The organism is Halorubrum lipolyticum DSM 21995 (assembly GCF_000337375.1).
GTDB lineage: Archaea > Halobacteriota > Halobacteria > Halobacteriales > Haloferacaceae > Halorubrum > Halorubrum lipolyticum.
This window is the reverse complement of record NZ_AOJG01000032.1, coordinates 18,004-32,758: the sequence shown is the minus strand read 5'-3', so window position 1 is coordinate 32,758 and position 14,755 is coordinate 18,004. Positions and strand designations below refer to the sequence as shown.

General features: G+C 64.2%; 12 protein-coding genes. 11 read left to right on the top strand and 1 reads right to left on the bottom strand.

Features of this window, described 5'->3' with window-relative positions:
• The first annotated feature begins 354 nt into the window (after positions 1-354).
• The 6 genes from C469_RS12185 to C469_RS12160 all read left to right on the top strand — a co-directional run bounded on the left by C469_RS12185 (position 355) and on the right by C469_RS12160 (position 6,649).
• Positions 355-984, top strand: a complete 630-nt coding sequence (locus C469_RS12185; protein ID WP_008006976.1) for a hypothetical protein — start codon at positions 355-357, stop codon at positions 982-984.
• Positions 985-1,141: 157 nt separating this feature from the next.
• Entirely contained in the window at positions 1,142-2,326 is a 1,185-nt protein-coding gene (glmU, locus tag C469_RS12180) for a bifunctional sugar-1-phosphate nucleotidylyltransferase/acetyltransferase (RefSeq protein ID WP_049911398.1), read from the top strand.
• An 89-nt stretch (positions 2,327-2,415) separates the two neighbouring features.
• Complete coding sequence (locus tag C469_RS12175) at positions 2,416-2,892, top strand: NUDIX hydrolase (protein ID WP_321163693.1); 477 nt, start codon at positions 2,416-2,418, stop codon at positions 2,890-2,892.
• Positions 2,893-3,251: 359 nt separating this feature from the next.
• Positions 3,252-4,262, top strand: a complete 1,011-nt coding sequence (locus tag C469_RS12170; RefSeq protein WP_082230142.1) for a Gfo/Idh/MocA family protein — start codon at positions 3,252-3,254, stop codon at positions 4,260-4,262.
• Entirely contained in the window at positions 4,259-5,182 is a 924-nt protein-coding gene (locus C469_RS12165; protein WP_008006969.1) for an NAD-dependent epimerase/dehydratase family protein, read from the top strand. Before C469_RS12170 ends, C469_RS12165 begins: the two co-directional genes overlap by 4 nt.
• Before the next feature lie 51 nt (positions 5,183-5,233).
• Positions 5,234-6,649, top strand: a complete 1,416-nt coding sequence (locus tag C469_RS12160) for an oligosaccharide flippase family protein (protein ID WP_008006968.1) — start codon at positions 5,234-5,236, stop codon at positions 6,647-6,649.
• Positions 6,650-6,677: 28 nt separating this feature from the next.
• Here C469_RS12160 and C469_RS12155 read toward each other — a convergent pair whose 3' ends face one another.
• Complete coding sequence (locus tag C469_RS12155; RefSeq protein ID WP_008006966.1) at positions 6,678-8,177, bottom strand: PQQ-dependent sugar dehydrogenase; 1,500 nt, start codon at positions 8,175-8,177, stop codon at positions 6,678-6,680.
• Positions 8,178-8,198: 21 nt separating this feature from the next.
• Here C469_RS12155 and C469_RS12150 point away from each other — a divergent pair, with 21 nt between their 5' ends.
• From C469_RS12150 to C469_RS12130, 5 genes are all read left to right on the top strand, one after another.
• A complete protein-coding gene (locus C469_RS12150; protein WP_049911393.1) occupies positions 8,199-9,365 on the top strand; it encodes a sugar phosphate nucleotidyltransferase in 1,167 nt (388 codons plus the stop codon).
• A gap of 2 nt (positions 9,366-9,367) precedes the next feature.
• Positions 9,368-11,167, top strand: coding sequence for a glutamine--fructose-6-phosphate transaminase (isomerizing) (gene glmS, locus C469_RS12145; RefSeq protein ID WP_049911391.1), 1,800 nt, complete (start codon positions 9,368-9,370; stop codon positions 11,165-11,167).
• Positions 11,168-11,292: 125 nt separating this feature from the next.
• A complete protein-coding gene (locus C469_RS16420) occupies positions 11,293-12,204 on the top strand; it encodes a LamG domain-containing protein (protein WP_082230141.1) in 912 nt (303 codons plus the stop codon).
• The gene (locus C469_RS12135; protein WP_449272119.1) at positions 12,170-13,225 is read left to right on the top strand and encodes a LamG-like jellyroll fold domain-containing protein; all 1,056 of its coding nucleotides are present in this window, start codon (positions 12,170-12,172) and stop codon (positions 13,223-13,225) included. The genes C469_RS16420 and C469_RS12135 overlap by 35 nt, the downstream gene beginning before the upstream one ends.
• A 2-nt stretch (positions 13,226-13,227) precedes the next feature.
• Positions 13,228-14,553 carry a hypothetical protein gene (locus C469_RS12130; protein WP_008006960.1) on the top strand — a complete coding sequence of 442 codons (1,326 nt, stop codon included), beginning with the start codon at positions 13,228-13,230 and terminating at the stop codon, positions 14,551-14,553.
• The last annotated feature ends 202 nt before the right edge of the window (positions 14,554-14,755 follow it).

Below are 14,755 nucleotides of genomic sequence, written 5' to 3'. Positions count from 1 at the left end.
GGCGACCTCGCGCGTGCTACTCGCGGGCCTACGGCCCGCTCGCAGGCACGCGCCACCGCCTATCTTTTATAAACAAACGTCGCTACCGCTCACGGCTATTTAAATAGCGTTTCACAGCGATCCGTCTGATTCACCTACTCCCGCAACCGATCAAGAAGCAGTCTTCAGCGAACGGATATCCCGGTGAATAATGTCTCTGAAAAAGAGAATTTCAACGAGTCCTCTGCTTGAAAACGGAGGTATACGCTCGCATCTCTTTCGAAGGGGTTTCCGGCGTTACGAGGGGTTCGATAAATATACTAATTAATTGTTAAAATTGCCAAAGTACAAGTGATCTTCTATTAACAACCGATCATGGCACGCGACGGTGAGATCGATACCGACGTGAATCGCCCCCTCTGGCGGATCGGATGGCACTGGGCGTACCTATTCATCGGCGCCCCGGTACTCGGGATCGCTCTCGGATACTTCGTCGGCGGCGCGCTCGGGTTCGCGGTCGGGCTCCTCACGGTTGCTGGTGGACCTGTATTTGCGCTCTCTGGACTCGTCTACGTCCATGTGAAGAAGGACGATGTCATCCGACGGGGCACCACGGTCGTAGAGCGTGAAGCGGCCGCAACCGTCCAGCGTACCGGTGACACCGAGACGCACTCGCTGTTGACCACGGGCGGAAAGCGCCTCCCGCTCCTTCCCAAACCAAACGCTCAGGTCGCGACGTTGATCGCCGGTGACGACCACTTGTTGGTCCATAGCGAGGCTGAGATCAACCTCCCGAGCCTCACGTGGCGGATCGGCAACAGTACGAACGAGTACCACTACGACCGCGTGGCCGGGGTGAACTACGACCCAGACGAACACGAAGACGGCGGCACCTTCTGGGTCAACTTCTCCGATGGTCAGGACCGAAGGTGGGATACGATGACAGACGCAGACGGGGCTTTACAGTCCGTTCAGAATCGTATCCGAGCGTACAATAGTCAGTGAACTGCTTCGGAATCAAGCCGCACTCGATGTGTTCTCTCCGGTGAGCCTCATCGTGATATTCGCACTCATCAGCGACCACGTGACTCACCGCATTGTTGGATAGCGTGATATCAACGAAATACGCAATTGATATTCATTCGCGTGCTGATCCGGACCCATGCAAACAGTCGTACTCGCTGCCGGATCGGGAACGCGTATGCGTCCCCTCACGGACACACAGCCGAAGCCGACGCTTCCGGTCGCCGGTCGTCCGCTGCTCGGTCACACGCTCTCGGGTGCCGTCGAGGCCGGCGCCTCGCGACTCATCGTCGTCGTCAGTCCGCGAACGTCCGCCGTTCAGGCGGCCATCGGGGACACGGTTGATGGCGTGCCCGTCGAGTACGTCACACAGACCGAGCAGCGCGGAACTGCTGACGCCGTGTCCGCCGCGCTCGAAGCGCTCGTGTCGGGGCCATTCGTCGTTCTGAACGGGGACTCGCTGTGCGATGAGGGCTCCCTGACGAAGCTCTACGAATCGACGCCGGCGGTCGGTTCCTTCCGCGTCGACGATCCGCGGCCGTACGGCGTTCTCACGGTCAGCGACGGGCGAGTCACAGGAGTAGTGGAAAAACCGAGCGACCCCCAGAGCGACCTGATCAACGCCGGAGCCTATGCGCTCCCGGCGGACGTCCAGCAGTGGCTCGACGTTCCCGAAAGCGAACGCGGCGAGCTCGAGTTCACGGACGTCCTCTCGCGGGCGTGCGAGGCATTCGAGGTGACGCCGGTGACCTTCGAGCGATGGCTCGACGTCGGTCGTCCGTGGGATCTGCTCGCGGCCAACGAGTGGAAAGTCCACGAGACCGAGCCGACGATCGAGGGAACTGTCCACGAGGACGCGGTGCTCTCCGGGAACGTCCACGTCGCCGCCGGCGCGACGGTTCGATCCGGAGTCGTCATCGACGGGCCGGCATATATCGACGGCGGTGCGAGCGTCGGTCCGAACGCCTACATCCGCGGCACCACCTACGTCGGCCCCGGCGCGAAGGTTGGACACGCTGTCGAGGTGAAAAACAGCGTCCTCATGGCCGACGCGACCGTCGGACACCTCTCTTACGTCGGCGATAGCATTCTCGGGCGGGAGACGAATTTCGGTGCCGGAACGAAGGTCGCGAACCTCCGTCACGACGGCCAGCCGGTACAACTCACCGTGAAAGGCGACCGCGTCTCCACGGGCCGACGAAAGTTCGGTGTCGTTCTCGGCGACGGCGCGAAAACCGGCATCAACACCAGCCTCAACGCCGGCGTCACCCTGTCGACCGGGGCGGCGACCACGCCGGGAGAGGTCGTCACCCGAGATAAATAACACGCCGAGTAGAGGCAGTTCCCTCTCGGAAAGATTCTACCGCTCTCTCTGTCCCGGATTCCGATGCTTCCGCTCGGACTCATCTATTAATGCTGGCTTATACTTCGGGTCGGCCACCGATCGGTAGACTAACACCTCCGTTGAGGTATCAGCAAAACATGGATAAACAGTTCCTCGAAGCGACGGTGAGTATCCGCGGTGTCATCCGTCGACCGGACGACCAGGTACTTACTATTCGCCGATCGAGCGACGGTGGATGGGAACTGCCCGGTGGTCGCCTCCACCGCAGGGAAGCCGTGATGGACTGCCTCCACCGTGAGATACGCGAGGAAACCGAACTGGCGGTCACGATCCGTCGACCGGTCGAGGCCGTATCGTGGCAGAATGCCGCCGGGAAGGACCGATTTGCGGTGTATTACGACTGTGCGACCGATGAGTCCGGGGTGTCGCTGAGCGACGAACACACCGAGTCCGAATGGACCTCGAAAGCGATCGCCTGCGAGCGGTTGAGCGAGGTACAGGCGACGGCGACGCGCCGAGCGACAGAGCCTGAAGCGATAGAGTGAGGGACCCTGTTTCGACGGGGGAATGAGGCGGACGACGGTATCCACACCCTCTTCGGAGGCGTTGAACCGTTCGTACCGCTCGAAGGCGCCAGCGGTCGGGGACCGGTGAGCGACGAAGTCTTCCACTCATTCTGTGTGACGTCTGTGATCGTTCGATGGACAGTGGCGGTGAGCGCAGTCCGACCGTGGGAATCCGAGTCCGACGTCCGAACCGTGTGTTCCGTCTCGTCTCCGCACCGGTTGGTGCGAGTGGCCGCTCCCACGACAAGCGGTATGACCACCTTAACACGGACGGAAATTCGCTCGTCACCGGCGAGGAACCCGGATGGCTTTATGCCGGACCCACCGGAAGCAACACTATGACTACACTGGCCGTCGGCGTCGTCGGTGCCGGATGGATGGCCACGGACTACCACGTGCCGGCGTTTACCTCTCATCCACGAACCCGCGTCGTCGCGTTTGCCGAACGTGATGCCGCCCGACGGTCGACCGTTGAGGAGGATCTCTCGGTACCGGGGTACGATGACATCTCCTCGATGCTCACCTCACACGACCTCGACATTGTGAGCATCTGTACGCCCCCCGGCACGCACGAAGCGATCTTCCTCGCCGCGGTCGAGGCGGACTGTCACGTCCTCTGTGAGAAGCCCCTAGCGTTGTCGGCCGAGAGCGCGACCCGGATGGCCGACGCGGCCGCCGCCGCCGATGTCGTCACACAGATCGGCTACCTCCACCGCTACTACCGGAACTATCAGCGAGCAATGACGATCCTGTCGAACGACCTGCTTGGCGACATCGTCGAGATAACGGTTGCGCACCACTCGGCGCCACCCTCCCAGGGGTGGTACTACAATCCTACCCTCTCCGGCGGCGGCGTCGCTCGCGACCTGTTTCCGCACTCGTTGGACGTGCTGTTCGAGCTGTTCGACGAGCCGCCCGACGTGACCGACGCGAACGTCCGGTACCTCCGCGACCGGAGCGTCGAAGACGCCGCCCGCGCCTCGATGACCTTCGGCGACGTTCCCGTCGAGCTCTCGGCCACGTGGACCCAGACCGAGGGCGTCAGTCGCGTGCTCGTCGTCGGGACCGAGGGATGGCTGGAACTCGACTCGAAGACCCTTCAGGGGGACGTTCACGGCCGGCCATTCGAGTTCCAGCAGGGCTCACTTCCGCTGGTGGACGTCGGAATTGCGAACCTCTTCCCCGCGAGCGACGAGGACGCCCACACCGAACGCATCCACGACTTCGCCGACCACGCGGCGGCGGGCGACCCCGACACGTCGGCCCCCGTCGGCCGTGGCGTCGCGGTCGCGGAGGTCATCGACGCGGTGTACGACCGCAGTGGCGTCGACCCCAGGGGTGAGCGATGAGGGTTCTCGTGACTGGGGCGACGGGATTCATCGGGCTGAACCTCCTGGCGGCGTTCGAGGAGACCGACCACGAGCCGGTCGCGATGGTTCGCCCGGCGTCGACGACCACGCGGCTTCCCGACGGTGTCGACACGGTCGAGGCCGACCTCTCGGACACCGACTCCTTGACTACGGCGTTGGCGGATATCGACAGCGTCGTCCACCTTGCTGCGGCGGTCTACGACACCGCGTCGATGGCGGGCACTAACGCGGCGGGCACCGAACGCCTCGTCGATGCGGCGACGCGAGGCGACATCGACCGGTTCGTCTTCCTCAGCACCATCGGCGCCCACCCGGAGGTGCCGACCGACGCCGAGTCGACGTACCAGCAGTCGAAGGTCGCCTCTGAAGAACTGCTGTTCGGGCGGGAGCACCCCTTCGAGGTGGCCGCCATCTATCCGACGTACATCTTCGGTCCGCGCGACTACCGCCTGACACGGTACGAGCACGTCCGGCCCATCGCGACGAACCGCGTGCTCGTTCCGCCGCTGTACACCGACGCGAAGTACAACATCGTCCACGTCGACGATGTCGTCGGCACCGTCGGTCGCTGTCTCGACGGCGAGGCGACCGGCCGACAGCTCGTCACCGGGCCGAACCTCACGAACGGACAGGTGCTCAAGGCGATCGCGCGCCACACGCCTGGCAAGTGTCGCGTGGTCACGGTCCCGTACGGCGCGATTCGCTGGGGAGTCAAACCCGCGATGGACCTCTTCTACCGGATCGGAATCTCACCCGTTCCGGGCGACGGCTTCCTCGAACGGGGCGACTTCGGGACCGTTCGACCGGACCTCACCGAGCGGGCCCCGGTCGATCAGCGTCCGTGGGAAGCGGCGCTCAGCGAGACGATCGAGTGGTACGAAGCGGTCGGGTTGTTATAAATGAGCGGGCGAGGTCGCGGAACGCTGGCGCCGCCACCGCTCCGACGAACGATGAATCTCGCCCGGGCGAGCTCGCTGCTGTTCGGCGTCGAGCTGTTGAACACGGCGCTCGGATTCTTCGGAACGGTGTACTTCGCCCGCGAGCTGGGCGCGACGCTGCTCGGCATCTTCTTCCTCTTCGAGGCGACGCTGTACACGATGGCTACCGTCGTCGACTTCGGACTGCGAGGGGCCGTCGAAAAGCGGATCAGCGCCGGCGACGACCCGGCCCAGATGTTCGGCGCGGCGGTCGTGTTGAAGGTTCTGCTCATCCTCGTCGTGTCGGCCTTCGTCTTGGCCGTCCGCGAACCGCTCGCCGGCTACGTCGGAACCGATCTCGCCGTGGAGCTGATCGGCGTCGTCGTCGCCTTCGAGCTGTCGATGCTCGTCATCCACGTCCTCCAAGGAGAGCTACGGGTCGCCCAGACGGCGGTCCTCCACTTCCTCCGGAGCCTCACGTTCGTGACCGTCGCGGTCGCGCTCTTACAGTACGGCTACGGCGTCCGGGCGCTGGTGTACGCGCTGTTGGTCAGCTACACCGTCCTGCTCGTCGGCGGGATACTGCGAGTGTCGACGCCGGTGGCGCGTCCCGGCCGACGCCACCTCCGATCGCTGTACGATTACGCGAAATTCAACGGTATCTGGGGGTTGGGCGGTCACGTCTACAACTGGATGGACGTCATCGTCATCGGGTTTTTCCTCTCGCAGGCCGCCGTCGGGGCTTACGAGCTGGCGTGGCGGCTGACGACGACGGCCATCATGTTCAGCACCGTTTTCGCGCGCGTTCTCTTCCCGCAGCTATCGGCGTGGCAGGCCGACGGCGCACTGGAGAAGGTACGAGACCTCATCTCGGACGCAATGACGGTTTCGCTGTTGCTGATCATCCCCTCCGTGGTCGGCGTCGCCGTTATCGGTCGAGAGATACTGGGAGTCGTCTTCGGGCTCGAATACACCATCGCCGCAGCCGCTTTCCTGGTGCTCATGATCGAGAAGCTCCCTCAAGCCGTGAACCTCGTCTTCGACAAAGCGATACAGGCGTTCGACCGGCCCAAGTACGGAGCCATCGCCACCGTGGTTTCGCTGTCGATGAACATCACGCTGAACGTCCTCCTCGTCCCGCGGTACGGCCTCGTCGGGGCAGCCGTCGCGACCCTGCTGTCGGTGGTCGCCAACACGGCGATACTCGGCTATTACCTCAGTCGACTCACCTCCGTCCGGTTCCCGGTGCGCGACGTTGGCTGGGCCGTCCTCGCCGCTGCCGGAATGGGGCTGGTCCTTGTCGGGGTTACACGGATGATCCCTGTTGACACACCTCTGGCGCTGATCTTCGTAGTGGGGTTCGCGGCGGTCCTCTACAGCGCCGGTGTCTTCGCGGCCCCCCCGCTCCGAGCGAAAATCGTCGAGAACGTCCGGAATATTCGGAGTTAAGCGATGACACGCGCACCCGGGGTGCGATTCACTCGGTGAGTCGGTAGACGACGCCCTCCTGCTGAGAGAGCGGATCCTCTGAGAGGGCGGCACGCGTTCCTAACACGTAGCTGTCGGAGCCGTCCTGCCCCAGCGAAAGTACTTGGATGTCGAGACCACCGTCGACTTGGAGTTCTTGCATCGGCCACTGGCCAGACGCCTGTGGTGTCGCAGCGATGAGCCGACCTGCCGGCTCACTGAACGAACTCGTGTAGATCCCGAACAGGTACGATTCGCTGAGCCCTCCGATTGAGCCGGTATGAATATGGCCGCCGATAACCGCGAAGCCGACGGCGTACCCCTCCTCGTCGAAGTGTGGGAACTCTAAGACAGGGTCGACGAGAGGCTCGCCGCGCTCAGACACGTCGACACACTCTCCATCACCACTGGTGCCCAACTGCGGGTCATGGCAGTGAGTTCCCTCCTTGAGCGGCCAGCCGTAGTTGTTTCCCGATTCGATTACGTTGACTTCTTCCCACATCGCCTGGCCTACGTCACCAGCAATGAGCTGGTCACCGCTGAAGGCCATCTTCCACGGATTCCGAAGGCCCCAAGCGTACATTTCGTCTCTACCTTCCTCGCCGACGAGCGGATTGTCCTCGGGAATGCCGTATGGGAGGTCGTCAGTCCGCTCGTCGACGTCGATGCGATAGATGCTCCCCATGAGCGTGTCGAGCTCTTGGGCGTTGAACGGATTCAGACCGTCGCCCAGCGCACCGTAAAGGTAGCCGTCCGGTCCGAACTCGATGGTACCGGCTTGGTGTATCTCACGGTGCCACGGCATGTCGAGGAGAATGCGTTCGCTGTCGGGGTCGGCCACCTCCCCGTCCGCGGCGACACGGAACTCGGAGAGTATCTCCCGATGGTCGGTGTCAGGGTCCTGCGATGGCGCGCTGTACCGGACGTAAAATCGACCGTTCTCTTCGAACTCCGGATGGAACGCCATGCCTAACAGACCCCGTTCGTCGTATGGGATCCAGTTCGGCAGCCCCTCCCCGAGCGCGACGAGACGGTCAGACAGGTCGAGAAACGGCGTCGAGCGGAGCCCGTCGGCGTCGTGAACGTAAATGATGCCGACCTGATCGAGAATGAACCGCCTGTCGCTGCCATCGACGGCCGGAATGAGTCCGTTCGGCGAGGTGAGTCCCGTCGCGACCTCTGTCAGGCCGACGGTCGGCCCCTGTTCGAAGAAGGTCGGGTCGGTTTCATCCTCTCCGTCGGGGTCGCCGTTGCCACCGTCAGACTCATCCGGGCCGTCATCCTCCCCGGAATCGCCCGAGGAGTTGCCCTCGTTCTGGTCGTCCTCGTCGCCCGAGCAGCCTGCGAGCGCGCTGGCGAGACCGGCGGTTCCGACGGCCCGCAACACCCGTCGCCGTGCGATCAGCCGGGGGCGGTCGCTGTCCTTTGAATCCATAATAGGATCAGTTAATGAGAGCATATAGTCCTTTATGACGAATCTATATACGTAGCCGAATCCATCTGATTTCATGGCTTTTCAGACGGTGAGAGCATGAAAGCGGTAGTACTAGCGGCTGGTGAAGGGAAGCGGCTCGGTCCGCTCACGGAGCGTCGTCCGAAGCCGATGATTCCCGTCGGGAACAAGCCGATTCTCGAATCGGTGTTGACGACCGCCATCGACGCCGGCGTGGACAGCGCCGTATTCGTCGTCGGCCACGCCAGAGAGCGCATTCAGAGCCATTTCGGGGACGGCGACGAGTGGGATATTCCGATCGAATACGTGGTTCAGAAACACCGGCTCGGAGGCGCTCACGCGCTTTCGCAGGTCGAATCGGCGGTCGACGGGCCGTTCCTGACGCTTCACGGCGACCAACTCGTCGAGCGGCGACTGCTCGATCGCCTCATCGAACGCTGGACCGAGACGAACGATCCGGTGATGGCGGCCGTCCAGTCGACCCGTCCGACCGAGTACGGTGCAGTCGAGATCGACGGAGACGCCGTCCGCAGCGTGTCCCCGACGCCGACCGCCGATCCGCCGTTCCTGGTCAACGGCGGTGCATACGTCTTTGACGAGCGGGTGTTCGAAGCTGCGCGAAACGTGACAGAGACCGCCGACGGCGACTTCGGAATGGCGACCGCGCTCCAGCGGCTCGCCAATAAACAGGCCCTCTCAGCCGTACGACACCAAGGTCCGTGGCAGGATCTGACCTATCCGTGGGATCTGCTGTCGACGAACGCGACGCTCCTCCACGACCACGAGGACGGGGACGAACGCTCCCGAGAGGGCGTCCACGAGACGGCGGTCATCGCCGACGACGTCGCGCTCGACGAGGGCGTGTCCGTCGGTCCGAACGCGACGTTACTGTCCGGGACGTCGGTCGGTCGGAACGTCCGGATCGGTGCGAACGCGACGCTGTCGAACTGCATCGTGATGGATGGCGGGCGGATCGGTAACGGAGCGGTCCTGAACGACTGTATCCTCGGAGAGTCGGCGTCGGTCGGTCCGAACGTCACCGTCGAGGGCGGGTCGGCGCGGGTCGTCGTTGACGACGCGATCCACCGCGACGTCACCCTCGGCGGCGTCGTGGCCGACGGAGCACGGCTCGGTGGAAACGTGACGCTCACGCCCGGCACCGTCGTCGGACAGGACGTGTCCGCACACAGCGGGACCGTCCTCGAGGGACAGATCGAGTCGGGCGAAACGGTACGGAGGGCCTGATCATGTGTGGAATCATCGGATACATCGGCGAACAACCGGCTCGGCCACGCCTCGTAGCCGGGTTAGAGCAGTTGGAGTACCGCGGATACGACTCGGCAGGCATCGGACTCGTCGACGACGGGCTCTCGGTGTTCAAACAGGTCGGGCTCGTCTCCGGGCTCGACATTCCCGAGTCGACGACACAGACCTGCGGGATCGGCCACACGCGGTGGAGTACGCACGGGAAGCCGACGGACGCGAATGCGCACCCGCACACCGACTGTTCCGGTCGTGTGGCGGTCGTTCACAACGGCATAATCGGAAACTACGACGAGCTCCGAACGACGCTCTCGGATCACGAGTTCACCAGCGAAACCGACACCGAGGTCGTCGCTCATCTCCTCGAGGTCGAACTCGAACGGACCGACGACCTCCGGGAGGCGGTTTCGGCCGTCGTTGCCCAAATCGAGGGGAGTTACGCACTGGGCGTCGTCGCGGCCGGCTACGACGGCATCATCGCCGCTCGACGGAACAGTCCGCTGGTCGTCGGGCACGGGAGCGACGGGAACTTCATCGCGAGCGACGTGACGCCCCTCCTCGCGCACACTCGCTCGGTGTCGTATCTCGAAGACGGCGACATCGCACAGGTGACTCGTGAGGGAGTCACTATCTGGCAAGACGGAAAGCCGATCGACAGAGAGCGGCACACCATCGAGTGGAGCCCCGACGCGGCCGAAAAGGGAGGGTACGACCACTACATGCTCAAGGAGATCCACGAACAGCCGACGGCGCTCCGCCAAGCCATCGCCGGTCGCATCAACGGGATCGAGGAGGGGGTCGACCTGTCGGATCTGTCGCTCTCCGAGGAGTTCCTCGCGAGTATCGACGAGATTCAGTTCGTCGCGTGTGGCACGTCGTATCACGCCTGTCTGTACGCGAAACAGCTGATAGAGGAGTTTGCCGACGTGCGAGCGACCGTCGAGTTCGCGAGCGAGTACAGCATCGGGAGCGGCCGCGATCCTGAACGAACGCTGGTGGTCGGAGTCAGCCAGAGCGGCGAAACCGCGGACACCCTCCGCGCACTGCGGATGGCGCACCGGGTCGGTATTCGAACGCTCGGCGTGACCAACACCGTCGGGAGCACGATGGCTCGTGAATGTGACGACGCACTGTATATTCGGGCAGGACCCGAGATCGGCGTCGCAGCGACCAAGACATTCGCTTCACAGATTATCGTCCTCGCGATGTTCGCACTGACCGTCGCGGAGACACGGGGTGAACTCGACGTCACGGCCGGCCGCGAGTTGCGCCGAAATCTACAGGGCCTCCCCGGAGCTGTTCAAGGCGTCCTCAACCAAAACGAGGATATCAAAGCGGTCGCGGAGGCCTACGCCGACGGTGAGGCGTTCTTTTTCATCGGTCGACGCCTCGGGGGGCCCGTCTCCCTGGAAGGCGCGCTCAAGCTCAAGGAGATCTCCTACGACCACGCCGAAGGATTCCCCGCCGGCGAACTCAAACACGGCCCGCTGGCGCTGGTCACCGAAGAGACGCCAGTACTTGCGATACTCACCGACGGAACACGCCCCGAAGAAACTCAAAACAACGTCAAGGAAGTCCAAGCACGGGGTGCACCGGTCATCGCTATCGCCGCCGACGGATATCGAGGAGGCCACGATGTCGAGTTCGAGGTGCCAGACCTCGGACTGTTGGAGCCGCTGGTAGCAAACGTCTACCTCCAGCTATTCGCCTACCATGTCGCCAACAGCAAAGGACGAGCGATCGACAAGCCGCGAAATCTGGCCAAGAGCGTAACTGTCGAGTGAGCAGATCTGAGGGGATATAGCCCTCAAACACTCGATTTCTCCGTCTATTTTGTCTGTTTATCCCGTCATTCGGGGGACAGTTTGCCAGACAGGGTTATCCCCGCTGGTAGCCTGCGTACTGCAGTATGCCAACGGAACCGCCGCCCGCAGAAGACGGGCTCGAACTGACACGACGGACGATGCTCAAACTCACCGGTATCTCGGCGGTCGGGACCGGTTCGGTCGCCGGCTGTCTGGACGACGCCGGCGTCTCGTCTCAGAGCCACGGCCCCCAGAGTCTCGGTTACGGCGGCGTGCCGTACCGGCTCACCGGTGCGCTCATGCCGACACTCTCGATCGTCGGGCCCGGGGACGGCCTCGTGGCCCACTGGACGCTCGACGACAGCGACGGGACGGTGACGGACGCGGCGGGAGGGAACAACGGCACCGTTCGGGGGACGCCGCAGCGGGGCGTCCCCGGCGTGTACGACTCGACGGCCTACGCGTTCGGGGGCGGCTCGGACGACTACGTCGAGGTCCCGGACGCGACCGCGCTGCGCCCCGAAACGGAACTCGCCTTCGGCGGGTGGTTCCGCACCGATAGCGGCGCGAACGCGCAGACGCTCGTCCAGAAGGCGGACGCTCGCTTCGGCTCGGAGGGGTACGCCGTCGACGTACAGACGCCGAACAGCCTGCGTGCCCACGTCGCCGTCGAGAGCGGACGGGCCAGCGTGAACCCCTGGGGCGTTGCCACCCACGACGGGGAGTGGCACCACGTCGCCTGTACGTGGGACGGGAGCGCCCTCGTGATGTACCTCGACGGCGAGGAAGTCGACCGCGACGAGTCGCAGTCGGGCGCCGTGGTCCACAGCGACCGGTCGCTGTACGTCGGTCGCGGCGACAACGGTTACACCAGCTACTACGCGATGAACGGCGCGATCGACGACGTTCGCNGCCGTGGTCCACAGCGACCGGTCGCTGTACGTCGGTCGCGGCGACAACGGTTACACCAGCTACTACGCGATGAACGGCGCGATCGACGACGTTCGCCTGTATAACCGCGCACTCGGTGCCGACGAAGTCGTCTCGCTGTACGAGGGGACTGTGACGACGGAGCCGGAAGAAGAATCAGAGCCGGAGACTGACCCCGAAGAAGATTCGGAGCAGGAGCAAGAGCCCGAACCGGAGCCGGAACCCGAAGAAGAGCCGGAACCGACGCCGACGCCCACCGACCCGTCCGTACAGCCCGCACCGGCGGCTCGCTGGGAGTTCGCGGAGACGACCGGCGCAACGATCGCCGACAGCGCGGGCTCGACCGACGGCTTCGTTCGCGGATCGCCGACGCTCGACGCCGACGGCGTCTTCGAGAGTTCGGGAATCTCGTTCGGTGGCACTCCGAACGACTACGTCGAGATGCCGGACTCGGCCTCGCTGCGCCCCGAAGCGGAACTCACCTTCGGCGGGTGGTTCCGCACCGATAGCGGCGCGAACGAACAGACGCTCGTCCAGAAGGCGGACGCTCGCTTCGGCTCGGAGGGGTACGCCGCGGACGTACAGACCCCGAACAGCCTGCGAGCTCACGTCGCCGTCGAGAGCGGACAGGCCAGCGTGAATCCGCGGGGCATCGCCACCCACGACGGGAAGTGGCATCATCTCGTCTGTACGTGGGACGGGAGCGCCTTGGTGCTGTACCTCGACGGCGAGGAAGTCGACCGCGACGAGTCGCAGTCGGGTGCCGTGGTCCACAGCGACCGGTCGCTGTACGTCGGTCGCGGCGACAACGGTTACACCAGCTACTACGCGATGAACGGCGCGATNGCCGTGGTCCACAGCGACCGGTCGCTGTACGTCGGTCGCGGCGACAACGGTTACACCAGCTACTACGCGATGAACGGCGCGATCGACGACGTTCGCGTCTACGACACGGCGCTCACGGAAGCCGAGATCGCCGCCGTCCTCGACGGGGGGACGAACGACGAACCGACACCGACCGATCCCGAGGCGCCGACGGTGCCGAACGACGAGTTCGGCGAAGGCGGCTACGGGAGCTACGGCTACGGTGGCGTTGAGGGAAGCTAACGATGACAGATAATCACCAATACGAGACCCCCGCTGCGGGGACACTGAACTGGGACGGACCGCTGAACCGCAACTTCGAACGCATCGACACGGACGCCGAGATCCGCGACACCGACGCCAGTCGGTCGAACTACGTCGCCAAGGAGGGCGCGAAGTTCCTCGCGACCGACACCGGAAACGTGTATCTCGGCGAGGGCGGCTCTTGGAGGCAACTGGGAACGATCGGATCCGGATCGAGCGGTTCCGGGGGGAGCGACACCACGTCGCTGCTGCTGAGCGGCTACGTCGTCGCGCTGGGGAAGACCAACACGAGTCCGCAGTCCGTCGACCCCGCTGAGACGGACACGCCGATCCAGGACGCGCTCGACATCGTGAACGCCGCCGGCGGCGGCGAGGTCCGCCTCCCGGCGGGCGTCATTGAGGAAACCGGACCGATCCGGCCCTACGAAGAGACCCAACTCATCGGGTTGGGCGTCGAGATCTCGAAGGTCTCGATCACCGACCGGGACGCGGACGGGATCCTGTTCGACCGGGACTCCGGAGTCAGCCGCGTCCGGCTCGACGGGTTCGCGCTGAACGGACCGGCCGGCACCGGGCCGACTGGTGTTGCCATCCACCACACCAACAAGGACACACAGGACCTCTTCGTCGGTCGGTTGCTGTTCTGGGGATGGAACAACTCGGTCTACCGCGTCGACGAAGGCGTGGGTCCGTTCCAGTGTCGCCACGAGCAACTCACTATCTACGAGTGCGATGCGGGCGACCAAGACGGACTGTTCGAGTTCCGCTCGTGGTACGGCCCGGCCAACTGGTTCGGAACCATCGCGGCCTACCCGAGCGCGAACGTGAGCGGGCAGAACACCACCGTGTTCTTCTCGCGCGGCGGCACCCAGACCGTCGACTACCTCACGATGGGCGGTTCGGCCGGCGTCGCCATCGATCAGACGTGGGACAGCGTCATCGAGTTCGGCAACGTCCACTGGGAGCCCACGTCGAACCCGACGAATCCGCCGGCGATCATCCGCCTGCGCGGCCACGGCACGGCCGTCATCGACACGGTCAAACACGTCACCGGCGTCGCCGACTACGTCTACGAACTCGGGTACGACGACTACAACGGGCGCGGTCCGGGCAGGAAGATCCTCGGCCCGTACATCGAACTCGGTGCGGCCGCAGACGTCACCGGCGGTATCGTCAATCTCGCCTCCCCGGTCGACCCCGCCGAACCGTCGCTGTATCAGGGGTCTCCCGACGACGTGACGGTCACGCATAACGAGGGATCGACCGGTGGGTTCCGCGCACTCGGAACGGCTGGAACCGGGTTCTGACCCGTTAGCCCTCACCGTCCGACGAGGGGTTAAGTACGGACCCCTCGCAGTAGGAGATATCCAGTATGGCTGCTGATTCGCGTTCGCGCCGTCTGCTCACACACGCCCGCTATCGCACAGCTCCAGTAGTGCGTTCAATCAGGCAGCTTCTCGCCAGATCGACGCTCGTCGAGCGCACGGCGTGGCACACCGGTGAGCGGCT